The sequence below is a fragment of the Methanobrevibacter cuticularis genome, from assembly GCF_001639285.1.
GTDB classification, from domain to species: domain Archaea; phylum Methanobacteriota; class Methanobacteria; order Methanobacteriales; family Methanobacteriaceae; genus Methanobaculum; species Methanobaculum cuticulare.
Map to the genome: position 1 here is coordinate 17252 of NZ_LWMW01000090.1, position 26255 is coordinate 43506.

Sequence of the window (26255 nt, forward strand, 5' to 3'; positions counted from 1 at the left end):
AAAATATGTTTTCGTTTATTAAAAATAGAAGAGTGAAGAGATTATCTGATAAGGCTACAAAACTTATGAAAAAAGGTGATTATGGGGCAGCTTTGTCTCATTTTAGGAAAGCTGTTAAATTAGATAACTATAATGAATATTGTTTAATTAATATAGGCTATATTTTAGATCTTCTTTCAGATGGTCAAATAGGGATAGAATGGTATGATGTTGTATTAAAATTGAATCCAGATAATGCCAATGCTTTGTCATTTAAAGGGTTATCATTAGGTTTATCTGGAAAATTTAATGAAAGTCTTGAAAATTATAAAAAAGTTTTAAAAATTTTAAATGATGATGAGATAAAAAAATGTAATCCTACTATTTTTTCTGAGATTGCATCAGTTTATTTAGGTTTAGATAATCCTAAATGTGCTATGAAGTATTTAAAAAAGGGTTTAAAGATTGATCCTTATTTTTTAATAACTATATGTTCTGTAGGAAAAGTTTTTAACTATTTAGGTGATTTTAATGAAGCTATAACTTACTTTGATAGGGCAATAAGCTTAAAAACATCCACAAGATCAAAAACTTGGCATTATGATAAATATACTTTTATTTATTCTGGCAAAGCTGTTGCCCTTTTTAAGTTAGGAAAATATGAAGATGTTTTAAGTCTTTTAGATAAGGCTTTGGATATTCGAGAATTTGATGTATATGCTTTATATTGGAAACATAAAGTATTAAAATTTTTTAATGAAGATGAAGAGGCGGAAAAATATTCTAATCTTCTTGATATTTTTGATGATGATTATATTGACAATTTTAAAGTAGTGGGTTTAATTTATGAATAATTTTTTAAATAACTTCAAAGTGAAATATTATTGTTATAAAGGTTTATACTATCTTACAAAATCATCTGATTTTGGTATGGCATTATCTTATTTTGATAAAGCTTTAGATATAGATGAAAATTCTGTTATAGGTTTAACAGGTAGGGGCACTGCTTTAGAAAGGATTACTCGTAGCTCAGTTGGTGAAAAATGGGTGGATAAAGCTTTAGATATTGATCCAGTTAATTTACTTGCATTATTTTATAAAGGGGAAATATTAGGGGATAAAAAAGATCATGTAAATGCATCAATCTTTTTTAAAAAGGCTTTAGAGACAGCTAAAAGCAGTAAAAATTCTAGAGGCAAGATATTACTAGGCGATATTTATTATGAGCTATCATTTCAATATCTTAGTTTAGATAACCCTCAAAAAGCATTAAAATGCATTGAAAAAGGAGAAAAGGATTGTCCCAATGATGAAAAGTTATTAATCAATAAAGGTCTAGCTTTGAACATGCTAAAAGAATATAAAAAAGCTATTCATTACTTTGATTTGATAATATCTAAAAATAATCCTGAATTACTTTCCTTCTGTAATCATCATTTTATTGGAAAAGGTGTGTCTTTATTTCATTTAAAAGATTATGAAAATGCGTTGAATTGTTTCAATAAAGCCATTGAGGTAGGTGATAATCATCCTTGTGGTTTCTATTGGAAATCCAAAGTATTAAACATATTAGATAATGCTGATGAAGCAAATAAATGCTATTTTGAAGCTAAAGAATTAGCTTCAAGAAGACTTAATTATTATAAAGGGACTAAGACCATTTTCAGATAATTTTTAAGAGGTGAAATTATTAAACAAGAAGATTTTGAAAATAAGAAATGTGATAATGAAAACCCTGTAAGTAAAGATATGCCAAATTCTAAATCAGGAATTAGTATAGTTGTTAAAATAATCTTTTTGCTATCTATTATAATCATAATTGCCTCAGGATTGATTTTATTTGATGTTTTTCATGAAAAAGATAGCAATGAATCATATTACTTTAATAATATCTCTTTTGATTATCCAGCTGATTGGGAAATAGGGGATAATAGTAATTTTGATGTTACTCTTGAAGATCTAACAAATGCTAATGCTTTAAACATTAAAAAGATTGATAGTGAAGGATATAGTCTAGATATCATAGCTGAAAATATTTCAAGAGAATCTACAGGTTTTGATTCCGTTTTCATGTATAAGAATATAACTTCTGTTAATAATCAAAGAGCTTATGATATTGGGGCTAAACTAAACGTTGATGGAGGATATTATACAAGAATGTTAGTTTTTTTGGATGAAAATGAATTATATATATTTGTATTTACTTGTGATAATTTAGAGGATCTTAATTCAGATTATGAAGTTATTAAAAATAGTATAAAAATTAAATAATGTAAGTATATTAAATAATTAAAGGAGGATTTCAACATGATATTTTACAATAAAAGCTTAATAGTTTCCATTTTATCTTTTCTTCTATTTTTCGCATTTTCGTTGTCTGGTGTTAGTGCTGTTTCTTATTCTGTTGATGAGTCTTGGGATAATTGGATGATTCAGGAGTTGGTTGATAATAGTAATGATATTACAGGTTTACATTTTAGTATGGCTGGCACTGGCTTGTATAAGGGTGTGATATTGGATATTGGTCGTGCTATTAGTGTGACTTGTGATTTAGGTGTGATGGTTGATGGTTTTGATGATGGGGATTATGGGATTTTTGCTTTTAATATTATGTCTGATAATGTTTCTATTTCAGGATTTGATCTCAGAGGTTATAGTTTCGCTATTATGTCTTCAGAATTTGATAATATAAAAATAACTAACAATGTTTTTAATAATAATTCATATGGGATACATGTGGATAATGCAAATAATCTATATATATCTAATAATAAGGTAATAAATTGTGAGTCTGTTGGTATAGATGTAGATTCTTCTAAAGATGTCATTATCAGCAATAATACTCTTGAAAATAGCTCTCAAAATTCAATTTCTGTGTATTCTTCAGATAATGTGAGTTTAGTTAATAATTCTGTGAGAAATAATGAAGAAACAGGGATATATCTTACTTCTTCATCTAATTCAATCATAAAAGATAATGATATAAAAAATAACAACAATGGTATTGTTGTAGAAGATTCAAACAATGTTAGTATATCTAATAATTCTATTCAGGATAATCTTCAAACTGGTATAAAAGTAGATTCTTCTACAAATGTTTTTATCAGTAAAAATATTTTAAAAAAGAATTCTGATAGTGGTATTGAATTATATTATTCTAATGGTGTAAATATTAATGATAATCAAGTTGAAAATTCTCAAAAAGGAATTTATATTGGTTCTAGTGACAAAATAAGTATAAATAATAATCGAATTAAGAATACTGATGAAGGAATTACAGTAGATTCTTCTAACAGTGCTAGTGTTAATAATAATTTTTTTGATAAGAATGATTTAGGGATTAATATAGATTACTCTAATAATGTAAAAGTTAATAATAACAGTATTAAGAATAGTAAAAATTCAGGAATTGCTATTACAGGAAACAATAATAAGATATTAAAAAATATTTTAGATAATAATTACATAGGTATAAACATATATGAAGGAAATAAAAATAATATTAAAGAAAACACTGTTTATAATTCCAAAACTTACGGAATCATGACTAATGATGATTCCAACATAATAACAAAAAATAGTTTGTTGAATAATAAAATAGGAATCTTAACATCTGGGGATAGAAACAAAATTGAATACAATGGAATAATAAATTCTCAAAAAACTGGAATGATTATTAAAGGAAACAAAAACAACATCAATTATAATAATATTAAGGGAAACCAGGAATATGGTATTAAATCAGAAGGAAATAATAATACATTACTAAACAATTCAATTAATGGTAAAACTGGGATATACAGTTATGGAAAAGGAAACAAAATTCAAAATAGTAATATCACTGCTAAGAATTATGGTATTAAAATTAAAGGAAAAGAGAATATATTAACAAAAAACATTATAAAAAGTAATGCAATTGGAATTGATATTAATGGAGATAAAAACCGACTAAGAAACAATAAGATTAAATCCAAAATTAATGGGATAATCATTAAAGGAAAATATAATGAAATAATTAAAAACACCGCCAACAATAATAAATATCATGGAATTGAGTTAAGGGGCAAACAAAACTTACTAGCAAAAAACACACTAAACAACAATAAATGTCATGGAATTAAAAGCAATGGCAACTTAAATATAATAATACTAAATAAATTAACTAAAAATAAAAAAGCAATGGTCGTAATAGGCAATAAAAACATAATAATGAAAAATAAATTAAGCAAAAATAAATTAAAAGGAATATCCATCAAAGGATCCAAAAACATAATCAAATGATAAAATTAATATTCTTACATTACTACTATCAATAATAACGGTTCATAGTATCTAATGAAATTAGATAGCATAAATTTCTTTGGGTAATCATGGAACATTTAAGTGTTAGATGCTTTCATAATCAGAATCTGTCTGTGCAGTACTACTAGTGTAATCATGGAACATTTAAGTGTTAGATGGAATGGAATTAATTTTAAAATTTAGTAAGTAACTTTTTAAAGTTAATAAATTATCTTTAAATATTTTCGCTGTCTTTGAAAATTGTGGGTAATATATCTACTAGAATATTTGAGATTGATTCTATTATAACAGCAATAAGGAATACTCCATCTTATGTAGATGGTGCTAATAAGCAGATTAAAGAGTTGTCTAATGAGCTTAAAGTGAAAACAGAAGAATTACTTAAAGATATTAAAGCTTTGAAAAAAATTATAAAATATCTTAAAGGAAAATAAAAGTTAAATTAATATTTGTTGTTTATAATTTTATAAAATTTTGTATGTTCAATTTGTAAGGTGTTTTGATAGAAATGGTTTCTGATGATGAGAATAGAAATAAAATTGAAGCTTTGATGAATGAGACTTTGGATAAGTATCCTAGTGTTGATGGTTTAGAGGATGTTTTGGATTCTGTAAGATGTCTTTTAGATTCAGATTATTATAGAGACTTAGGAAAACATAATCATAAGGTTTCTGAGTTTTATAGGGATAATTTTCCTATTTTGATGATTTCTGATGATATTGCAGAGGATATTCCTCAGATTGGGCATTCTAAGAGAAATCTTTATGACCCTAATATTTTTCTTTTATTTCTTCCAAGAAGGTTTGGAAAAGATATAACCTTAATTGATTATAGTCAGTTAATAAAGCTTGTTTTTTTGATTTTGTCTTTTAGGGGTGATGATTGTAGTCATGTGAGTGTTTTTAGTCTGGCTAATCGTGTTATGGTATTGTTGTCTGATTTTGATAAAGATTTTGCTTTTGATGGGCCTGATAATGAGTTTTTTTCTAAGTTAAATAATTTGAAGTGGGATAAAGGAGCTAAGAATCTTTTAAAAATGATTATTGAAATATTTTATAGAAAAGATAAAATACTATTTTCTAGTTTTTTTGAAATGTTTGTAGGTTCATTAGTTGGTCCTTCTGAGGGATCTTTGTTTCTTTTGTCTGGTTGTTGTGCTTTGAAGGGTGGTCGTGAAATAATGATTTTTGAGGATGTTATATGTGCATTTAAAACTTATTTAAAATTGATGAGCTTTGATTAAGTTAGGAGGGTATTTTCTATGAATTTTGGTAAATTTTCAGCTGTTATTGTAAGTTTATTATTGTTTGTAGATTTATTTTTATTAATATTTCTTCTTTTTCGATTTGATCTTTATTCTAGATTTTTTTCAGATTATAAACTGTTAATAAGGGCAATTGTTTTCATTGGAGGGGCTTATATGGCTGGAACTTTTTATCACTATTTGAAGGGAGATTTAGATAATGAAAATTATAATGAATTAGATCAATTGGATAATTTTAAAATGAATAAGAACAAGGTAATAGCTATTGGTATTGTTGTTCTTATTTTTATTGCTTGTGTTGTTTGTATTTTTTATTTATGATAAAATTTAAGTTCATTTATAAATTACTGATATAATTATAATATGAACTTCTACACAGCTGAGGCAGAAAATCAATCATTGTATTTGCTTCTAGTTTCCATGGATGTATTATTCGTCTAGACCTTACTCCTAGCAAAACTATCATAGCTCAGAAAAATGCATTTTTAGCTGCAGAAGAAAATGTTGAAATGAGTATTTTTTAAATTTTATAATCATAAGAATTCTATTTCAAATGCTATAACTGGATATTCTAATTCAAAGTTAGTGATGACTTCTGGAGAGACTTCTCCAAAGAATCCTTTAATGTCTCCATTTGGAGAGGTTCCTTTTACATTAGCTACTCTTCCTGATATGAATGTAGGATTTTCTGAAGAGTCTATGGTCATTTCATATCCAAGATTTTCTAAAATAGAAGCTATTGTGGATTTAATCTCTGTAAAATTAGCTGTTGAGTGACAAATAGCTCCAGCTAGCTTTTTGACGGTTTTTACATTTGTCTCTTTTTTATTATCAATATATAAAACATCTCCAATTTCAAAGATTTTTTGTGGGAGATCTTCGTGTTTGTTGTCTTCTAAAAATTCCAGTAAGCTATTTAGCAAGGTCTTTCTAATCATTGTTCTGTCAATTGTAATTGGTTTGGAGACTTCAACATGTTCATCTTCAGTTTGTTTCATTTTTGTGTAATGACTTTTTTCACTTGTTAACATTAAGCTCATTACTTCTTGGAAGCCTAAACCAATCATCACTTCTCTAATTATTTTATCAGATTTAAACCAGCTATTCTCATTAGCTACAGTAGCTATATCTGGAACTTCTCCTTTAATTTTATTTATGCAGTATTGAATAGCTATGTTTTCTACTAAATCGACTTCATGTAAAATATCTATTCTATATGAAGGAATCTTTACTTGAAGCTCATTATCATTTATTATTTTACTATCCATTCTAGCTTTAGAAAGTAATGTTTGAGCTTTTTTTGCATCTATATCTATTCCAATTAAGCTATTTGCCACATCAACATGAACATTCCTTATTTTTGGACTCAAATCAGGAGTAATAACAGTTCGATCTTGATAATCAATTTCTAAACTTTTGATTTTTCCTCCAACTTCTCCAAAAGAGCTACAAATTATATTTAAGGTTTGATTGACTGCTTTTTCATCAGTTCCAGTAACATCTACAATTATATTTTTAGTATTTTCAGTAAGTTTGGTTAATTCTCCATTAATGATTGGTGGCATGGAGATAACATTATCACTTTTATCAAGAATAAGTGGGTACTTATCAAATTTTGAAAGAAGCTTTGCATATTTTGTACCTTTGTCATGTTCTTCTAATATTTCTTTGGGAGATAATGCATTTAAATGTTCAAGTGGAATGAAGCTATTTTCATCTGGAGAAGTAGCTATATACTTATATGGTGAGTTAATTACATCAGCATTATGAATTCCAATAGCTACTTTTTTCCTATCTCTTCCAATTACCCAGTGTAAATTTTCTTGAAAGTCCATTACTTCTTTTAATTTGTTTCCAGTAAAATCAACATTTTCAATCAATGCAAAAGCTATGTAAGGACGAATATTTTCAATTTCTTTATCAATATAAACTTTTTGCCCAGATTCTTCAACAGGATAATTTGGAAGTCCTATTTCTTGTGATATAAATCCTTTTAAACTACGAGAAACTCCTTCAATAGATAATTGGTCTGGTCTATTTGGGAAAAATTCCACTTTGATTGTTTCATCATCAAAGTCTTCGATATCACTTCCTAACATTGGTAAAATGTCGATTAATTTTTCTTTTTTAATATCAATTCCAAGGTTCTTTAAATCTTGATATTCAAATGTGATAACTGGCATTAAATAATTCTCCTAAGAATTCAATTTTTTATTGATGTTTTAATTAGTTTTTTTTATTTAGGAATGAAGTAATTAGGGATTTTTTTTATTGATGTTTTAATTAGTTTTTTTTATTTAGGAATGAAGTAATTAGGGATTTTCTTGGGGTTATGTTTTAATTAGTTATTTGGTTTTAATTAAGTTATTATTACTTTTTAAAGGCTAAAAACATCTTTAAAATCCAAAAATAGCTATGAAGAATAGTGATTCAACAACAAAATGAAGAGCTCTATGCTCTAACCATTTCATGTTTCTAATAGTCAAACTATGGCTTACATCTATAAGAAAATGAATTAACGCTGCTAAAAATCCTATTTCTAGTGAAAAAAAGACTAAAGACAAGACAAAAAAGTGAAATACGGCTTCTAATCCTTCATGAATTAACCAAGATTGGAGATTGGAAGAGACTATTTCATTAACTAATCCTCCGAAAATAGTATAAAAATTATTAAGGAAACGCCACATAACTAGACTATGGATTTCATCACTTATAGCTAATACAACAACTATGTAGAACCACAATAATCCCATTAAATTTCACCACTTGATTCATTGTTAAAAATAATTTTATTTATCATTTTATAAGTATTCTATTATAATGTATTTTTATATAATTTTTGATTAGAATATAAATAATTAATTATTTGTATGTTGTTAATTAAATATTTCTCTATATTTAGGATTTTTATTGTTTATTTTAAGTTTAACTTTAATAGTAAAAAATACAAAAACATAAAAGTCATCATAAAAAAATGAAAAATTAATATTTTCAAAATATATATAATAATTACAGATATATAATATTTTATAAAATATAAATTTTATAGTAAATTTTTCATAATGAATTGTATTTTAATAATATTCATTTTAATAATGGTTAATATTTAAATAATATTCATTTTAATAATGATTTAATAATATCACTAATACTACTAATATTAACATTAATAATTTTAATAACAATAATAAATAGCTATTTGGAGAAAATTATGACAACAGATAACATTCCAAAAGATTATGATCACAGTAATGAGAAAAAATGGCAAAAGAAATGGAATGATGATCAAATTTTTAAATTTATAGGTGATGGTACCAAACCAAGGTATATAATTGATACACCACCTCCATATCCAACTGGTTCTATTCATATGGGCCATGTTTTAAACTGGACCTATATAGACATGAATGCAAGATATCGGAGATTAAAAGGATTTGATGTCATGTTCCCACAAGGATGGGACTGTCATGGACTTCCAACGGAAGTAAAAGTAGAGGAAATTCATAATATTAAGAAGAATGATGTATCAAGGGCAGATTTTAGACAGATGTGTGTTGATCTCACAAAAGAAAACATAGCTATGATGAAGCATCAGATGCAGTCTATTGGATTTTCTCAAGATTGGGTTAGAGAATACATAACTATGACTCCAAAATATATGGAAAGAACCCAATATTCATTTTTAGAGATGTTTGATGAGGATCTTATTTATCAGGGTATACATCCAGTTAATTGGTGTCCAAGGTGTGAAACAGCTATTGCATTTGCTGAAGTTGAATATGAGAGTAATGAAACATCACTAAATTATGTGAGATTTAAAGCCTTAGCTACTAATGAGTTAAGTGAGAAAAATGATGGATCTGGTAATGAGTTAAGTGAGAAAAACGATGAATCTGGTAATGAGTTAAGTGAGAAAAACGATGAATCAATCACAAATCCTGAAACTGATGGTGTTTTAATAGCTACCACACGCCCAGAATTAATGTCTGCATGTGTGGCTGTTGTGGTTAATCCTGATGATGAACGTTACTCTGATATGCTAGGTACAGAAGTTGAAGTTCCATTATCTGGTCAGAGTGTTAAAGTAATAGCTGACAGTGAAGTTGATCCTGAATTTGGTACTGGGGCAGTTATGGTTTGTACTTTTGGGGATAAAACGGATGTAACTTGGGTAAATAAATATGATCTAGATATTATCGAAGCTATTGATGAAAAAGGAATAATGACAGAAGCAGCTGGAAGATACAAAGGTATGAGTTTACAAGAATGTAAACTAGCTACAATTAATGATTTAAAAGCTGAAGGGTGTATGGTTAAACAAGAAGTGGTTCAACAGAATGTAGGTAAATGTTGGAGATGTAAAACACCAATTGAAATATTGGTTAAAAAACAATGGTTCATAGCTGTAAATAAATTATTAGGTGATATAAAAGAAGTTACAGATGAAATAAAATGGATTCCTGAACATATGAAGAGTAGGCTTTTGAATTGGGCAGATTCTATGGAATGGGATTGGTGTATTTCAAGACAAAGAATATTTGCAACTCCTATACCAGTTTGGTTCTGTGAAGAATGTGGTAAAGTTCATATAGCAAAAAAACATGAGTTACCAGTTGATCCTACTCAAATAAAACCTAGTGTTATTGATAAAGATGGAAATAAAACTGATTATATATGTGAATGTGGTTCCAATAGCTTTAGAGGAGAGGAAGATGTTTTAGATACTTGGATGGATAGTTCAATATCTCCATTGTCTATAGCAGGATGGCCAAATCCAGAATATTCAAAGAATTTCCCAGCTAATATAAGGCCTCAGGGTCATGATATTATAAGAACTTGGGCATTTTATACTATTCTTAGAACAAAGGCCTTAACAGGTATTAAACCATTTGAAGAAATTGTCATAAATGGAATGGTATTTGGTGAAGATGGCTATAAAATGAGTAAATCAAGAGGCAACGTAATAGCTCCTGATGAGGTAATTACTGAGTATGGTGCTGATGCTCTTAGAACTTGGGGAGCTAACAGTGTTCCTGGTTCTGATGTTCCTTTTGATTGGAAAGATATAAAATATGGTCATAAATTCCTAAGGAAATTCTGGAATGCTTTCAGATTCATAAGTATGCATCTATTTGATAGAAAAACTAACTCTAATAATGAGTTTATTAACTTTGATAATATTAAAGAAAATCTTGAACCTCTTGATAAATGGATCCTTTCAAAGTTAAATAATCTAAATAAGGAAGTGGACAAATCTTTTGATGTATATAACTTCCAAATAGCTATTAATTCAATTCAAAAATTTGTTTGGCATGATTTCTGTGATGATTATATTGAGGCCGTTAAATATAGGCTATACAATAAAGAAATGGATGAAAAATCTGTTAATTCAAAAATAGCTGCTAAATATACTTTAAAAACAGTTATTGAAACTACTTTAAAACTTTTAACTCCTATAACTCCTCATTTTGCTGATGAAGTTTATAGCTATCTAAAAGAAAACAAAATAGCTTCTGATAACTCTATTGATTCTATTCAGTTAACTAAATGGCCTGAGAGTATTGAAGAACTAATAAATAAAGAAATAGAATATGAAGGAAAATTAGCTATTGATTTAATAGGAGAAATACGACGATTTAAATCAGCATCTAAAATTCCTTTAAATGCTCCAATTACCAACATTAACATTTATTCCAGTAATAATAAGTTATTAAATACTTTAAAGAAATTCATTGATGATATTAAAGGAACTTTAAAGATAAATGAGTTAGCTATTAAAAAAGATAAGTTAGATGTTCAAGAAAAGGTCGTTGAAATCACACCAGCTATGGATAAAATAGGTCCTGAGTTTAAAGGTGAAGCTCCAAAGATAGTTAGCTATTTAACTTCAAACAATCCTGAAGAAATAGCTAAGCTATTAGAAACAGATGGAAAAATAGCTATTGATGAAAACATTATTACTGGAGAACACATGAATATGAAAAAAGAGCTAATTGGGGAAAGTGGTAAAAAAATAGATTTATTAAACCCTGATGATTTAGATTTAGTCTTAGAGATAGTTAAATAAGATAATTAAGCCTTTTTAGTTAATTTTATTTACTATTAATTTCTATTTCTTTTTAATTTCTATTTTTTTTTAATTTCTATTTTTTTTTAATTTCTATTTCTTTTTAATTTCTATTTCTTTTTAATTTCTATTTCTTTTTAATTTCTATTTTTTTTTAATTTCTATTTCTTTTTAATTTTTTTATTTATTTTAGTCAATTTCTTCTTGATATGTGTTGGAATACATTTTTCAGATTTTATTGTGGATATATTATTCCATTTCATGAAATTAATAGAACTTATTTTTTCTTTAAAAATTATTTTTGGAATTGAACAATTAATTTTTAATTAATTTGAAATCAATTATTTTTGCTATTTTAATAATTTTTAAATATTACTTTTAATAAATCACTATTTAAGATAATTTTAATTTAAACATTAGTGATTTCATGATTTTAAAGGTAAAAAATTTATCAAACATTGGAGGAGTGGTTAAGGCACCTCCTTCAAAAAGTTACACTCATAGAGCTATTATCATAGCTTCACTTGCAGATGGAAATTCTATTTTACATGATCCTTTAATATCTGAAGACACAATATCTTCAATTGATGCTTGCAGGTTATTTGGGGCAGAAATTGATTTAAGTAGTGATAATAGCTATTTGAAAATTAAAGGTATTGAAAAAATAGAAAATCATTCCAAAGGACCAATTGATTTAAAAAATTCTGGAACCACTCTTAGAATTATGACTTCGGTTGCGGGCTTAGCTCAAAATGAAACTATTTTCACGGGGGATGATTCTCTTAAAAGTAGGCCCATGCAAATGCTCTTAGATGGAATAAAACCATTAGGTGGGAATACTATCTCTATTTTAAAGAACGGAAAACCTCCAATAGCTATTAAACCTGGTTTTGTAGGGGGAAAATCTTTCATTAATGGAAATGTTAGTTCTCAGTTTATATCTTCAATTTTAATAGCTGGAGCTATTTCTGAAAAAGGAATTGAACTTGAAGTTAAAGGAGATTTCATCTCAAAATCATATGTTGCAATGACTCTTGATGTTATGGAAAAATTTGGAATCAAACTTGAAACTGATCTTTTTACTAAGCATCCTGATTGTGATTTAGTTGAGAAAAAATGTTCTTCTACTTCATTTTTCATAAAACCTCAAAAATATATTGCTACAGATTATGTTATTGAAGGAGATTACTCTTCTGCTTCATATCTTTTAGGAGCAATAGCTATTTTAGGTGGAGAAATTAAAGTTAAAAATCTTTTTAAAGATTCTAAACAGGGTGATAAATTAATATTAGCTATTCTTGAAGATATGGGTGCTGAAATCACAGTTACTGATGATTCTGTAACACTTAAATCTGAAGGAAATCTTAAGGGAGTTAATATTGATTTACATAATGCTCCTGATTTACTTCCAACCGTTTCTGTTTTAGGAGCAATGGCAAAAGGAAAAACAACTATAACTGGAGTTCATCATGCTAGATTTAAAGAGACAGACAGAATAGATAAATGTGCAGAGGAACTAACAAAATTAAAATGTGAAGTCGAAGAAAAGGAGGATGGGCTGATAATTCAGGGAGGAGTCTCATCTGGAACAGTAAATTCTCATGATGATCATAGAATAGCTATGGCTTTTAGTTTAATTGGCTTAAAACATGAAATAGCTATTGAAAATGGGAATGTTTTCAGTGTTTCTTTCCCTAATTTTATTGAATCTATGGCTGAAATTGGGGTAGAATTGGACTTATTTAATTAGTTTCTTAATAAATTATTTAATAAATCATTTAATAATTTTTTAATAATCTTTTAATAACTTTTTAATAAATTAATATTTATATATTCATATTCTGATTTAATATATTATTATAATGAATATTTTGGATATGGATGTAATAATTATATTAGTGATTTAATATATTATTATTATTATAATGAATATTTTGGATATGGATGTAATAATTATATTAGTGATTTAATATATTTTATTATTATAATGAATATTTTAGATATGGATGTAATAATTATATTAGTGATTTAATATATTTTATTATTATTATAAAGATAATTTCATTACTATGATTTAATAATATATAGTTATATTTAAAGATTAATAATTTTTCAGAAATTGTTTATAGTTGTGATAGCTATTAAAAATAATTTATAATTAAAAAAATGTTTCAGTTTAAAGTCTAAACTTAACTAATATTGAGTGGATTTTTTATATAATTTTAATGAATTTTTTATACAATATATAAGAGAATATGGTGATTTAAATTCCTAAAAAATTAAAATCTAATAAAGATAAATCTGATAAAATAGAAAAAATAATGAAAAGCCTTAGTGGATTGTATACTCTTCGTGTTTTTGAAGATAGAGATCCATATAGGGTTTTAATTAGGACTATTCTTTCTCAAAGAACAAGAGATGAAAATACTGATCAAGCTTCAGCTAACCTTTTTGCTAAATATAAAAACATTGAAGAAGTAGCTAATGCTCCAATTGAAGACTTAGAAGTTCTTGTTAGAGTAGCTGGATTTTATAGGGTTAAAGCAAGAAGAATTAAAGAAGTTTCTAACCTTATATTAGATCAATATGGGGGAGTGGTTCCTGATAATATGAAAGAATTACTTGAACTCCCAGGAGTTGGAAGAAAAACAGCTAACTGTGTTCTTGTTTATGCATTCCAAGAGCCAGCTATTCCAGTAGATACTCATGTTCACAGAATATCTAATCTTTGGGGTATAGTAAACACGAAAACACCAGAGGAAACAGAAGAAGAACTAGTGAAAATTGTTCCAAAAGATTTCTGGATAGATTTAAATGATTTAATGGTTCAATTTGGTCAAACTGTATGTAAACCAACCTATCCACAATGTGAACAATGTCCAATAGTTGAATTATGTGATTATGATTCTTCTTGATAATCTATTAATGTTAGAATAGATTTATAAGAGAATTTCTTAGCTAATAATAGTCCTTAGATAATACTATTTTTTAGAGATATTATTTCTTTTACTGTCATTTTTTTATAAATATTATAATTAGAAATGTTTTCATTTATTATACTGTTATTTTTCTATAAATGTTATAATTAGAAATGTCTTCTGTTACTTCTATTTTCTCTTTCATGGAATCTATGATATCCTCTTCTGAAAAAATCCATTCTTTGATCTTTTCTAAAGTTTTCAAAAGAACAATCATTTCTTTTATTGAACATTTCAAATGGAGAAAAGCTACCTCTTCTAAACCTTCTGAAGTTATGGGGAAACCTGCTATCATTTGATATTTCTTTTTCTTTTATTATGGAAACAGAGTTTTTAACTAAATCTTTTAGACTTTTTTTAACATTTTCTTTATCAAAATCTTTTAATTCTTTAAAGAGTAACTCTTCCCAATTTTTTTGCACTTCTTCAATTTTTACTATAGCTTCATTTCCTTTTTCAGTTAAAGATACATTATAGCTTTCATAAGTGTATTTAGAATCATTATTTTTAGTAATTTTAATATCTATTATTCCCATTCTTTCTAATTTTTCTAAGGTTCTTTCTGTGTGTATGTTATGTAATTCTGGATTATCGATTAGATTGTCTAAAAGAATATTTTTATTATCTTTTATTTTTGAAATCACTGGAATTTCAAATATATTAATATCTAAATCTCTAATTTCATGAGCTAAATACATTAAATGTGTTTTATTTATAATAGCTATTATTTCAGCTATTGACATATTTTCAAAATCTAAATCATCTAATTTTTTACTAAAGTTCATTTTAATAACCTCATTTTTCATTTTCAATTTTTTTATAATGGCTATTTTTATGAAATCTGATATTAAATCTCGACAGATTTACTAAAAATGTGATTTGGTACCATTATAGTTAGTATGAATCTCAAAACTTTTTTAAAGTAAGTTATTTGATTTATTCTAACAAATTTATTTTATATCTCATACTATATAAATGTTTCATCATGAAACAGTAGTGATATGAAATAATTTACACCTAAAATTATTTATACATGAAATTATTTATATGCTGAACTAAATATAAACAATTATTTGAAATTATCATTAATATAGTCCTGAAAGAAAAGATTCTAATCAATGGTTTATTGGAATATTAATCTATTTCATAAACATAAGTTGGTATTATCTTTAATTTTTAAAATAATCTTTAATAATTTTATTATTAAAAAAATATACATTATAATTATTTAGATTGAGAAATAAATGAATATAAAAGTTTTTAAAAAATATCATTACTTATAAACTTTATTTTCAGGACTATAATAATCAGAATAAAAATATCTAATGATTCTTGAAAAAATGAATTAGAAACAGCTATTTATTTAATTTAGCTATAATATAACTTTAAAATTCTAAAATAAGAAAAAATCAAAGATTAAAAATACAATGGATCACTATAAAAATTTGTTTTAATAATAAATGTTTTCTGTTAATGTGGATAATAATGATTTTAAATTAAGTTTTAATTTTTAATAATAATAATAATAATAATAATAATTTTCTGTTAAATGTAGATAATAATGATTTTGAAGTAAGTTTTAATTTTTAATAATAATAATAATAATAATAATTTTCTGTTAAATGTGGATAATAATGATTTTAAATTAAGTTTTAATAAGAAATATTTTCTATTAAATTTTAATAATAGGGATAATATTAAAAATAGCAAGTAGTTAGTTTAAAACCTTCTAAAATTGAAATGGCCTCTGTGATGATGAAATTTAGCTCTAGGATGATAATCCATAAATGGAAAATCTTTTCTATCAATTCTTTCATCCTGAATTGTTTTCATTGAACTAATAGCTAATTTTTTTAGAACATCTTTAATTACTTCTTTATTATCTCCTTCAAAATGTTCATAAATAGATTTTTCCCAATCCTTGTCTATCTTTTCAATTTTTTCAGCTATTTCTTTTCCTTTGTCTGTTAGTACTACTCCATATTTTCTTCTGTTCTGTGGATCGATAGTTCGCTGAATAATATTTTCATCATCTAACTTTCGCAGTGTTTTAGCAGCAGTTCCTCTACTTAACAATAGTTGATGAGCTAATTCTTCTTGAGAAGCATTTTCATTCACATTTAAAAGTAAAATAAATCTAATCTGTCCTGGAGTAACATTCAAATCTTGAATTCTGTTGGCTAAATATATGTTGTATCCTCTTACAATAAATGACATTAATTCAGCCATTACAGAATCATCAAGACCCCATCTATGAAATTCTTTATTAAAATCCATTGATATTCCTCTAATTAAATTAATTTCACATGTTATGAATAGCTAGTTTGTATTGTTCATGTTTAATTTTATGTATTAATATATAAATTATGGTAATAATTTAATATAAATATTTCTAAGTGAAATTGTTGGGTATTGAAATATATTAAAATAGAATATTTAAATAGTATTTTTTATTCTAGCAACTTCACTTTTTCATACTAGCAACTTCTTCTAAAAAGCTATTTAGAACTTTTTTAGATAACCCTTCAACGAATTTTAAGGATCCTGCACATTCATGACCCCCCCCATCTATTCCTGCTTCAGGAATTTCATTTGCTAATTTCCAGACTATTTCATTTAAGTTAAATCCAAATATTTTATTTACAGCTTCTGTGGCCCTTATAACTCCGAAATCAGGACCATAAGAAAGTGTTAATATAGGTTTATCTTCACCATATTTCTTTACCACAGAATCATGGACAAAACCACAGGTTTTACCTGGAGCTGGGAAAGTAAAACGATGTGCGAATTTTTCAACATCTAAAATATTGAAGAAAATTCCATTATCTAATCTTGATTCTTTTAAGTTAGGTAGGGTAGCTTTTAGTTGAATAGCTACTTTCTTTTCATATTCTTTAAATAAAGCATCTACAAGTCTTTCATGTTTATCAAGATTATCCACACCTAAAATTGTATCCATAATTCCTCTACCATTCATGAATCTAAGATAGTATGCTTCAAAATCAACACAAGCAGCTATTTTATCAAGATCATTTCTATCGTATCCTTTTTCACCTGCAATGGTTATATATTGCTCAGCTTCATCAGATTGAGCATGATCTCCTAATGCAGCTATTCCTGGTAAGTGTTTAATAGTATCTTTAATTTCTGGATTAATGATATTAGCTACTTCTACAGCTAAAGCACCAGCAGTAATCTGTGAATCTCCTCCTACGAGATAAGGATTAACATGAACATCCACAAATTCATCTACTTCCACTATTCCATCAATAACTTCTCCTGGGAAGTGATGATCAATCACTACGATTTCAATATCATAAATCTTTGCTTTCATCAATGCTAAAACATCTTCTTCAGTGGAACCATTATCAAGGAGAACGATTAGAGGTAATTTTTGTCCATGTCTTTCTAAATCTTCTAATGCAAATGATAAATCTTTTACAACATCTTCCATTTCATAAAATGGGGCTTTACTTGGAGATCTTCTGAAATAGTGCCATTCAGCATCACTACTAGGACTCATTTCTCTAAGTAGTGGAAGAACAGCTTTTTCCATAGCTACTCCCGCACATATTCCATCTGCATCCGCATGATGTCTGAGAAGAACAGTCCTTCCATCAAGAATAGCTTTCTTTATGGTTTTTGCAGCTTTTCTCATTTTTGGTTGAAGTTTATCTAAAATTTCACTTTTAGCTAAACTATCTACTTTTTCTGGCTCAGCACGTTCGTCTAAAGCCTTTTCAATTAATCCTCTTATCTGTTCTTCCTTTTCACCCTCTAACTTTTCGATTATTTGGGATTCAATTTGAACTTTACCACTATGCTGATTTACTTCTCCCATAACTTCTACTATATCTCCATTTTCAACATCAGGATATGCACGAACTCCTGCTTCATCAAAAGCAGCTGCCCATGTAATGGCTGTTTCATCAGTTATAGTGAATATTGTTGGTCCAGATGTTTGCTGAACTTGTATTACTTCTCCTTCTATTCTAACCATTTTACCCATTGATTTGTTATCTAATGAAGCTATTTGTGTTCTAGATATATTCTTTTTAACTTTAACGATTTCATAATCTCCAATTATGGTAGCTAGTCCCATATCTACCTCTCTTTTGTGAGGTTTTATTTCAGTTATTCTCACGAAGATATTTTCTCCAACATTATAATCAGGATTTCCAGTTCTCATCAAGCCCCAAACTTGATTATTTAAGCTAACAAATACTCCATATTTTTCTACTCTGGTAATTTTTCCTTTATAAATGGAATTGATTTCTAAATCATTCATTTCACAAAGAGGATCTAATACATAGACTTTAGTCTTGGCTAACTTCTCTTTTTCTAATCTTTCTTTTTCTTTCATTTTTTCCTCTTCTATTTTAATTTTACATTCATCACAATAATTTTTATCACTAGCTATTATTTTACCACAAGACTCACATGCATTGATTTCTCCAGTTCCTTTACAAATATCACATTTTTGATGAACTTCAATAGTACCTTTTCCTTTACAAACTTCGCAAGGAATGTCTTGATCCATTTCTAGGTCAAACTTAGATTTAGCGTTGTTATTAACACCTTTGAAGTGATTTTTAACTTCAATAATGTCTTGATATCCAGTTCCATCACAGGCATCGCATATTTTTGTATCAACAACTTTTGAACCGATTCCTTTACAACTAGGGCATGATTTCTTCATTTTTTACCTCTTATATTAGAGTGAACATATATTTTTTGATTAATTTTAATTTTTTTAATATTTTTTTTGATTAATTTTAATAATTTTTATATATAATTTTTTTGATTAATTTTAATAATTTTTATATATAATTTTTTTGATTAATTTTAATAATTTTTAATATAATTAATAACAGCTATTAAATAATTAAATTTGATAGAATAGTATAGAACATTGTAAAATATTATAAAGCATTAGAAAATTTATAAAATGATAATCAAACATAGCTAAAAACAGTTTTTTATAGTTGATAACAATGATACTTTAATTTAATATCTATTATTCTGATTGAAATTTATTAGGATGGTTATTTACAAGAATTTCACGTTTTTGTTGAATAGCTACTCCTTTTTTCATAAAATCATTAGCAGTTCTAACATAGCTATTTGCTGTGACATTATCTCCTGCTTCAAAAAATTGAATAGCTAATTGTAGATTTGTAGTAGCATCTTGTTTTAGCTTTAATTCTTCATTAACCAAATCAATATATTCTAGATAGACGGTATCATTAATATCATCCTTATAGTTGTTGATTTCTAATATTTTATTTTGTCCATCATTAAAATTCATGACAGCTACTTTAATTTTTTCACTAGCAGTATTATAATTGTGACTATTAACATATTTTACTGCATCATTATAATTGGTGTTTCCACTTGCCAAATCTTGACTTAATTTTAACATTGTTGGGTTTATATTATCTAAAGGAGAATTAATACAGCCACTTACAGCTACGGTAGCCAATAAAACAAATAAAATTATTAGTTTTTTCTTCATCATATCAACTTTATACTTTTAATGACTCAATTACATTTAATTAAATTATTATTCATAGATTAAATATTCTTTAAAGATTTAATATTCTTCAAGCTTATGAGTATTTCTTAATAATTATATCTAATTAGTATCTACATCAATATTTTTAAATTAAGTAAAAAAATTCTGATAATTCACTATCACTTTAAGAATCTTTATCACTTTAAGATTTTTACTCTTGCTTTAAGATTTTTACTATCATTTTAAGAATTTTAATATTTTTGATCTTTTTTAATACATGCTTATGATATTGTCAATCATTTATTTTATTTTTTTTATTAAGGTAATACTTTTTATATATCATCCTCTTAACTGAAAAATTGATAGTATTTTTTTATGTTTTGTAGTAATAGCTATTCTTATTTTTTTATCTTATATTTATTTAATATATGTATTAATATATTATCTTTTTTTATTATTTTGATCAATATATTGAAATTTTTTCATGAACTTTTATTTAAATGTTTGAAAAAATAGAATTTATAAATAGTAATTCTTTTAATAAATTTTTTAATTAGCTATTTTTCAATTTGACTTTTAGTAGTCATTATTTAAAAATATTAATGTTACTTTATTATATTTTTTAAAAATAGCTTTTATGATAAATAGTTATGATAAAATTAGGTGTAAATAATTCATAAAAAAGAGAATAAATTAAATATTGAGTATCTATAAAATTTGAAATAAAAATAAAAAATAAGTTTATGAATTTAAGATGTCCATAAACCATGTACATTACAGTATTCTCTGGCTTTTAAATCTCCAGCATAGTCACCAATCTCAAAAATAGCTTTTGGTTCATCACCAGCATTTAAAAACTTACGGAAAATTTCATCTCCTACAAATAATTCAATAAAACAAATATGATGCTCTTCTATCATTGGATGAGGAACTTCCCCAATTTTCACTGTTACAGTACTACCGTTTTTTTCAATAACTGGGACATGTTTTTCTTTACCTTCATCCACAGTTTTTGCTTCTAAACGTTCCATTGATTCCCCATCACAGATTAATTCTCCGGAGCCATCAACCATGACATTGACCACTTTATTACATTTATTACATTTGAATATTTCATTTAATTCAGTCATCTACTTCCCTCGATTGTGTATTTATAATCAATATTTAATTAATTTTAATAATTAATATTTAAATTATGATCAATATTTAATTAATTTTAATTAGTTATAATCAATATTTAATTAATTTTAATAGATTACTATCTAAAATTATATTCATTAATTCTATTAATTGGAATTAATATCGCTTTAGTATTTTCAAAAGATTATTTTTTTTGCAATGCTTCAAAAGTTATTTTTTTATTTAATTTTTTAGTAAATTAAATTATTTTTTTATTTAATTTTTTAGTAAATTAAATAATAAAATGTTTTTATATTTTGAGTTATTTGTTCTTATTTTTCTATTTAGAATAAATCACAAAGTATTTCAAAATATTTAGTAGGGTGATCACATGAAGGACATTTTTTAGGAGGTTCTTCTCCTTTAGATACATAACCACATTTCATACATTCCCAAGTTACAGGTTTGTCTTTGCTGAATAAGGTTCCGTTTTCAACATTCTTAAGTAATTCTTTGTATCTACTTTCATGATGTTGTTCTGCTTGACCAATATGCTCTAACCTATCAGCTATATCATCATGACCCTCTTCTCTAGCTATTTTGGCAAAAGTAGGATACATCTGAGAAGCTTCATAATGTTCTCCTGCAATAGATGCCTTTAGATTAGTTGCTGTATCTCCTAAAATAGTAGAAGCTTCTGCCTCCACAGCTATATCATCATCATTTTCTTTTATCTGATTTATTAATCTGAATAACCATTTAGCATGCTCTCTTTCATTTTCTGCTGTTTTTAAAAAAATTTCAGCTATTTCTGGATATCCGTCTTTAGTTGCTTGTTTACTATATAAAGTATACCTATTTCTTGCTTGACTTTCACCAATGAAGGCTTTTGTTAAATTTTCAACTGTTCTTGACATTAATTTCACCATTTAACTTTTTACATTCTAGTTATTATATACTTTTCTATATTTTAGTAAAGCTAAATTCAATAATAATTTTTCATTTTTATTCAGAAATAGGGGATTGTTTAATAATTTTATCAAATAATAAGTTATAATAACTTTTTATACATATATTAACAGATTTTAAAAAGCTTTTTATTTATTTAAATCATTATTAGCTATTTTACAATAAATTAATAATAATACTACTTTAAAGTAACTTATTAATTGATATAAAACTAACTTACTAATTATTATAAATCTACATAAATAGTATGATTGTCTGCTATATATTCTCATTTTCATAAATTATAAAAATTTTAATCAAAAAATAGCTTATTTTTAAAAATTAGACAAAGTTAAAATTAGTATTATGAATGCGTAAAAACTTAAAAAAAAATAATGATAATGAGTTTTTTGAATTATTGTAAAAATATAAAATTTCTTTTAAAAATCTTTTTAAAATGCATATAAATTGCTAAAAACTTTTAATAATGCACCATAATTAAAAATATATAGCAATATAAGTTTTATAAAATGATAACCCCATATAAATAAAACACATAAACTATGAATATAATAATGTATAAAACTTTTCAAATTGAAATTAATTATTATTTATAATGTATAAAACTTTTCAAATTGAAATTAATTATTATTTATAGAATCTAAAACTAAAAAATGACTAAATTTTTTCTGGCTATATCCATTTGGAATTATTACAACTTGTTGAAAATGATTAAATTAATCATTATATTTATGTTTTTAATTAAACTTTAGTTAATAAGAAAAGGAGTTAAATTTATTTAATAAAAAAAAGATAAAGTATCTTTATATTTAATATTAAATAGTCGTGTTATTTATGAAAGATCGTATGAAATTAGCCCGTGATTTTGCAAATGCTATTAAATCCAAATATATAAAAAAAATCATAGTATTTGGATCTGTAGCTAGAGGAGAAGACAATGAAGAATCAGACATTGATATACTAATTGTTTCCACTTCACGAGAAAAAATAGAAGACACAGTATACGATAAAGTCTTTGAAACCATAATGAATGATGAGGAGCTAATATCTGCCCATATAATCTCAGAAGAACGCTTTAAAACTAAAAAACACTACTCATTTTTATCTAATGTAATAAAAGAAGGTGTTGTAATTGGATGAAATAGAAGATTATGTTGAAAAAGCAAAAAGCAAGCTTAAATCAAGTAAAACATTATATGAAATAGGACAATATGGAGATTCTGTAAGTATTTCATATTATGTTATGTTTTCAGCAGCTAAAGCATTATTATTATTAAAGGGTAGTAACACTAAAACACACAAAGGATTAATAAGTCTTTTTGGAAAAAAATATATTAAAGAAGATAACTTCAACCAAGATTTATATAAAAAATTTGTAAAAACACAAACACTACGACAACAAGTAGATTATGATGCAACAGATAATATAAACAAAAAAATAGCTAAAAGCGCCTTGGATTTATCAGAATCATTCCTAAATGAATCATTAAAATTCCTAAAAAAATAATAAAATTATTCTTTTAATTAAGTAAACACAAAATAAATCAAAAATATTTAACATTATAAAAACTTCTTATTATAACATTTAAGTCAAGAAAAAAAGCCATTTTTCAAGAAAAAAATTCTCTCCATTTCAAAAACAAATGAATTCAATACCTTTTAGTTTAATAGATTTAAAATTTTGACCACAGCTCGTATTACAAATAAAAAATAATAAAAAAATAAATAGGGGAAAAATAAATAAAATATCCTCCTAAAAAATGTTTAATCTTGTTTTTTTCTAATAGTTATTCCAAATATGGTTAACAACACTAATATGATAGTTATTATCGGCATTCCTGTATTTTTCATAGTAGCTATAGCTACTGGATTATCACTTGTTTTATTAGTATTATTAGTATCATTGTTGTTGTTTTGGGTTTCAAATTCAACTGAAACTGGATTAGCATTGTAGTTCAAATTGTTAGGTGTAACTGTAATCATATGTTTACCATCATTGAGTTTACTATTTGGTATATGGATTCTTCCAATACCATCAACATCAGTAATGACATCTCCGATGTATTTACCATCCAAATCAACACTAATTTTATAGTCTGGTATTGGATCGCTGTCTTCATCGGTTACTGTGACAATAACATCAACAGATCCATCAGAATTTTTAACCACATCAACATCAACGATAGCTTCACCTTTTACAACATTAAAAGTTGCAGTATTGGTATAACTAAAGTATTCATTGTTTTCTGCATAATCCAAAACAAAACTGATATTTCCTGTGTGTGTTGGTTTATAAGTAAGACTCCATCGACCGTTAGAATCAGTAGTCAAAGAATAAACTTTACCACCAACAGTAACATTAATCTGAGCATTAGCTACTAGATTACCATTTTTATCAACAAGTATTCCATCGATTGTTATGGTTTTACCCACTTTAACAGTTTCTGGAATATTTATAGTTGAATTAACAGCTAATTTAGTAACATCAAAGCTAGTAGTATTAGTAAAACTTGTGTAATTTTCATCACCAGCAAAACTAACAATAACCTCTAAATCAGTACCAGTACGATTGGTAGTGTAATTTAGCTCCCAATAACCAGAACCATCAACAGTCACATTAAATAATGTGCCATCAACAGTAACATTAACACTAGCTATTCCAGTATAATTAGCTAGCTGACCACTAACAGTGATATTCTCACTAATCTGAGCAGGATTAGGACTAATAACAATAGTAGAATTAGTACTGCTCTTAGCTACTGTGAAACTAGTAGAATTACTGAAATCAAAGAAATTATCATTTCCAGAAAGACTAACAGTAACATTAATAGAACCAGTGCGATTAGTAGTATAATTCAAACTCCAACCACCTGTGCTAGTAACATTCACTAATTGAATATTACCATCAACAGTAACATTAACCTGAGTAACACCAGTAAAATTAGCTAAAACGCCACTAACAGTGACATTATCGCCAATATTAACAGAATTAGGACTAACAACAACAGTAGAATTAGTACTACTCTTATTTGGATCATTTACTATGAAAGTAGTAGAATTACTAAATTGTTGGAATATTAAGTTTTCAGTAGAATTGATTTCTGCAGTTATAATGCCAGTACGATTGGTAGTGTAATTTAGCTCCCAATAACCAGAACCATCAACAGTCACATTAAATAATGTGCCATCAACAGTAACATTAACCTGAGTAACACCAGTAAAATTAGCTAAAACACCACTAACAGTGACATTATCGCCAATATTAACAGGATTAGGACTAACAACGATAGTTGAATTAGTACTATTCTTTGGATCATTTACTATGAAAGTAGTAGAATTACTGAATTGTTGTAATATTAAGTTTCCAGTAGAATTGATTTTTGCAGTTATATTGCCAGTACGATTAGTTGTGTATTCAGTTGACCATATAGCATTAGTATCAGATAGATTAATGTTGTTTTGCTTGTTACCATCAACAATAATGTCAAAAATAAAATCAATATTAGTTGTTAATATTTGATTGTCAACAATAATCCTATTATAATTACTTATTTTTCTAGGAATTCTAGCATCATAGGTAGTATTTCCTGAACTATTACTGCTTATAATTTCAAAATAAGGCAATAAACTAGCATCAGCATCTCTATCAAAATCGAACTGACCACTAATAAGAACATTCTCACCAATCTGTATAAAACTTGAATTAGCTACAATAGTAGAATTAACAGGGGAAGAACCATTTAAAGATAAAATATAATAATCTTCTCCATTTAATTTAATAATAGTAACTATATAATAATTATTTATCCAAGCTGGTAAATTAGGAGTATTATTACCCCACCAATTCAAATCAGCATTTGTATCATTTCCAAGGTTTACTATATCGAAACCAGTGCCATTATTATTGAAAATACGGTTGTAATTAATACGATTATCAGTTACATTATAGACAATTATTCCTCCTTTTAGGTTATTGAGTATATTGGAACCAGTTAAAGTATTATTAGTACCATTGAAAACAACACCAATATCACTATCACTGATAGTGGAATTATAGACCGA

22 protein-coding genes are annotated in these 26255 nt (G+C 26.2%); 13 read left to right on the forward strand and 9 right to left on the reverse strand.

Going from position 1 to position 26255, the window contains the following annotated elements; translation table 11 throughout:
* The first annotated feature begins 5 nt into the window (after positions 1-5).
* The 8 genes from MBCUT_RS03870 to MBCUT_RS11830 all read left to right on the forward strand — a co-directional run bounded on the left by MBCUT_RS03870 (position 6) and on the right by MBCUT_RS11830 (position 6069).
* On the forward strand, positions 6-833 hold the full coding sequence (locus MBCUT_RS03870; RefSeq protein WP_067259103.1) for a tetratricopeptide repeat protein: 828 nt from the start codon (positions 6-8) through the stop codon (positions 831-833).
* Positions 826-1650 (forward strand): tetratricopeptide repeat protein, encoded by an 825-nt coding sequence (locus MBCUT_RS03875; RefSeq protein WP_067259106.1) that lies wholly within the window; start codon positions 826-828, stop codon positions 1648-1650. The genes MBCUT_RS03870 and MBCUT_RS03875 overlap by 8 nt, the downstream gene beginning before the upstream one ends.
* A 78-nt stretch (positions 1651-1728) precedes the next feature.
* Positions 1729-2250, forward strand: a complete 522-nt coding sequence (locus MBCUT_RS03880) for a hypothetical protein (RefSeq protein WP_067259108.1) — start codon at positions 1729-1731, stop codon at positions 2248-2250.
* 36 nt (positions 2251-2286) lie between these two features.
* The gene (locus MBCUT_RS03885; RefSeq protein ID WP_067259110.1) at positions 2287-4260 is read left to right on the forward strand and encodes a right-handed parallel beta-helix repeat-containing protein; all 1974 of its coding nucleotides are present in this window, start codon (positions 2287-2289) and stop codon (positions 4258-4260) included.
* A 254-nt stretch (positions 4261-4514) separates the two neighbouring features.
* Entirely contained in the window at positions 4515-4715 is a 201-nt protein-coding gene (locus MBCUT_RS03890) for a hypothetical protein (RefSeq protein ID WP_157082470.1), read from the forward strand.
* Between the two features lie 65 nt (positions 4716-4780).
* On the forward strand, positions 4781-5524 hold the full coding sequence (locus MBCUT_RS03895) for a hypothetical protein (RefSeq protein WP_157082471.1): 744 nt from the start codon (positions 4781-4783) through the stop codon (positions 5522-5524).
* Positions 5525-5542: 18 nt separating this feature from the next.
* Positions 5543-5866, forward strand: a complete 324-nt coding sequence (locus MBCUT_RS03900; protein WP_067259117.1) for a hypothetical protein — start codon at positions 5543-5545, stop codon at positions 5864-5866.
* 77 nt (positions 5867-5943) lie between these two features.
* Positions 5944-6069 (forward strand): AIM24 family protein, encoded by a 126-nt coding sequence (locus MBCUT_RS11830; RefSeq protein WP_394327050.1) that lies wholly within the window; start codon positions 5944-5946, stop codon positions 6067-6069.
* Between the two features lie 9 nt (positions 6070-6078).
* Here the strand turns inward: MBCUT_RS11830 and pheT are convergent, their stop codons facing one another.
* Both pheT and MBCUT_RS03910 read right to left on the reverse strand, forming a co-directional pair.
* Positions 6079-7728 carry a phenylalanine--tRNA ligase subunit beta gene (gene pheT, locus MBCUT_RS03905; RefSeq protein WP_067259119.1) on the reverse strand — a complete coding sequence of 550 codons (1650 nt, stop codon included), beginning with the start codon at positions 7726-7728 and terminating at the stop codon, positions 6079-6081.
* 213 nt (positions 7729-7941) lie between these two features.
* Positions 7942-8298: a hypothetical protein gene (locus MBCUT_RS03910; RefSeq protein WP_067259122.1), complete on the reverse strand. Its 357-nt coding sequence runs from the start codon at positions 8296-8298 to the stop codon at positions 7942-7944.
* Between the two features lie 458 nt (positions 8299-8756).
* Between MBCUT_RS03910 and MBCUT_RS03915 the strand changes: the two genes are divergently transcribed.
* The 3 genes from MBCUT_RS03915 to MBCUT_RS03925 all read left to right on the forward strand — a co-directional run bounded on the left by MBCUT_RS03915 (position 8757) and on the right by MBCUT_RS03925 (position 14527).
* On the forward strand, positions 8757-11612 hold the full coding sequence (locus MBCUT_RS03915; RefSeq protein WP_067259124.1) for a valine--tRNA ligase: 2856 nt from the start codon (positions 8757-8759) through the stop codon (positions 11610-11612).
* A 427-nt stretch (positions 11613-12039) separates the two neighbouring features.
* Positions 12040-13362, forward strand: a complete 1323-nt coding sequence (gene aroA / locus MBCUT_RS03920; protein ID WP_067259127.1) for a 3-phosphoshikimate 1-carboxyvinyltransferase — start codon at positions 12040-12042, stop codon at positions 13360-13362.
* A 571-nt stretch (positions 13363-13933) separates the two neighbouring features.
* Positions 13934-14527: an endonuclease III domain-containing protein gene (locus tag MBCUT_RS03925; RefSeq protein WP_067259130.1), complete on the forward strand. Its 594-nt coding sequence runs from the start codon at positions 13934-13936 to the stop codon at positions 14525-14527.
* 170 nt (positions 14528-14697) lie between these two features.
* Here MBCUT_RS03925 and MBCUT_RS03930 read toward each other — a convergent pair whose 3' ends face one another.
* From MBCUT_RS03930 to rbr, 6 genes are all read right to left on the reverse strand, one after another.
* Positions 14698-15375: a hypothetical protein gene (locus tag MBCUT_RS03930; RefSeq protein ID WP_067259132.1), complete on the reverse strand. Its 678-nt coding sequence runs from the start codon at positions 15373-15375 to the stop codon at positions 14698-14700.
* Between the two features lie 934 nt (positions 15376-16309).
* Positions 16310-16867 (reverse strand): MarR family winged helix-turn-helix transcriptional regulator, encoded by a 558-nt coding sequence (locus MBCUT_RS03935; protein ID WP_067259135.1) that lies wholly within the window; start codon positions 16865-16867, stop codon positions 16310-16312.
* Between the two features lie 187 nt (positions 16868-17054).
* Positions 17055-19289 carry a DHH family phosphoesterase gene (locus tag MBCUT_RS03940; protein WP_067259137.1) on the reverse strand — a complete coding sequence of 745 codons (2235 nt, stop codon included), beginning with the start codon at positions 19287-19289 and terminating at the stop codon, positions 17055-17057.
* A 318-nt stretch (positions 19290-19607) separates the two neighbouring features.
* Positions 19608-20105 (reverse strand): hypothetical protein, encoded by a 498-nt coding sequence (locus MBCUT_RS03945; protein WP_067259139.1) that lies wholly within the window; start codon positions 20103-20105, stop codon positions 19608-19610.
* Positions 20106-20854: 749 nt separating this feature from the next.
* On the reverse strand, positions 20855-21235 hold the full coding sequence (locus MBCUT_RS03950; RefSeq protein WP_067259141.1) for a desulfoferrodoxin: 381 nt from the start codon (positions 21233-21235) through the stop codon (positions 20855-20857).
* Between the two features lie 333 nt (positions 21236-21568).
* The gene (gene rbr / locus MBCUT_RS03955; RefSeq protein WP_211263767.1) at positions 21569-22153 is read right to left on the reverse strand and encodes a rubrerythrin; all 585 of its coding nucleotides are present in this window, start codon (positions 22151-22153) and stop codon (positions 21569-21571) included.
* A gap of 874 nt (positions 22154-23027) precedes the next feature.
* Between rbr and MBCUT_RS03960 the strand changes: the two genes are divergently transcribed.
* A complete protein-coding gene (locus MBCUT_RS03960; RefSeq protein ID WP_067259145.1) occupies positions 23028-23333 on the forward strand; it encodes a nucleotidyltransferase domain-containing protein in 306 nt (101 codons plus the stop codon).
* The gene (locus MBCUT_RS03965; RefSeq protein ID WP_067259147.1) at positions 23326-23700 is read left to right on the forward strand and encodes a HEPN domain-containing protein; all 375 of its coding nucleotides are present in this window, start codon (positions 23326-23328) and stop codon (positions 23698-23700) included. Before MBCUT_RS03960 ends, MBCUT_RS03965 begins: the two co-directional genes overlap by 8 nt.
* A 257-nt stretch (positions 23701-23957) precedes the next feature.
* On the opposite strand, the gene MBCUT_RS11270 is transcribed toward MBCUT_RS03965, so the two are convergent.
* On the reverse strand, positions 23958-26255 hold a 2298-nt coding region (locus MBCUT_RS11270; RefSeq protein WP_169805386.1), incomplete at its 5' end, for a beta strand repeat-containing protein.

Excerpts from the sequence above, each read along its gene's own strand:
- MBCUT_RS03935 (WP_067259135.1), bottom strand. The coding sequence starts at position 16,867 with ATGGATTTTAATAAAGAATTTCATAGATGGGGTCTTGATGATTCTGTA.
- MBCUT_RS03910 (WP_067259122.1), bottom strand. The coding sequence starts at position 8,298 with ATGGGATTATTGTGGTTCTACATAGTTGTTGTATTAGCTATAAGTGAT.
- MBCUT_RS03960 (WP_067259145.1), top strand. The coding sequence starts at position 23,028 with ATGAAAGATCGTATGAAATTAGCCCGTGATTTTGCAAATGCTATTAAA.
- MBCUT_RS03950 (WP_067259141.1), bottom strand. The coding sequence starts at position 21,235 with ATGACTGAATTAAATGAAATATTCAAATGTAATAAATGTAATAAAGTG.
- MBCUT_RS03915 (WP_067259124.1), top strand. The coding sequence starts at position 8,757 with ATGACAACAGATAACATTCCAAAAGATTATGATCACAGTAATGAGAAA.
- MBCUT_RS03900 (WP_067259117.1), top strand. The coding sequence starts at position 5,543 with ATGAATTTTGGTAAATTTTCAGCTGTTATTGTAAGTTTATTATTGTTT.
- MBCUT_RS03875 (WP_067259106.1), top strand. The coding sequence starts at position 826 with ATGAATAATTTTTTAAATAACTTCAAAGTGAAATATTATTGTTATAAA.
- MBCUT_RS03940 (WP_067259137.1), bottom strand. The coding sequence starts at position 19,289 with ATGAAGAAATCATGCCCTAGTTGTAAAGGAATCGGTTCAAAAGTTGTT.
- aroA (WP_067259127.1), top strand. The coding sequence starts at position 12,040 with ATGATTTTAAAGGTAAAAAATTTATCAAACATTGGAGGAGTGGTTAAG.
- MBCUT_RS03930 (WP_067259132.1), bottom strand. The coding sequence starts at position 15,375 with ATGAACTTTAGTAAAAAATTAGATGATTTAGATTTTGAAAATATGTCA.
- MBCUT_RS03885 (WP_067259110.1), top strand. The coding sequence starts at position 2,287 with ATGATATTTTACAATAAAAGCTTAATAGTTTCCATTTTATCTTTTCTT.
- MBCUT_RS03880 (WP_067259108.1), top strand. The coding sequence starts at position 1,729 with ATGCCAAATTCTAAATCAGGAATTAGTATAGTTGTTAAAATAATCTTT.
- MBCUT_RS03925 (WP_067259130.1), top strand. The coding sequence starts at position 13,934 with ATGAAAAGCCTTAGTGGATTGTATACTCTTCGTGTTTTTGAAGATAGA.
- MBCUT_RS03945 (WP_067259139.1), bottom strand. The coding sequence starts at position 20,105 with ATGAAGAAAAAACTAATAATTTTATTTGTTTTATTGGCTACCGTAGCT.
- pheT (WP_067259119.1), bottom strand. The coding sequence starts at position 7,728 with ATGCCAGTTATCACATTTGAATATCAAGATTTAAAGAACCTTGGAATT.
- MBCUT_RS03870 (WP_067259103.1), top strand. The coding sequence starts at position 6 with ATGTTTTCGTTTATTAAAAATAGAAGAGTGAAGAGATTATCTGATAAG.
- rbr (WP_211263767.1), bottom strand. The coding sequence starts at position 22,153 with ATGGTGAAATTAATGTCAAGAACAGTTGAAAATTTAACAAAAGCCTTC.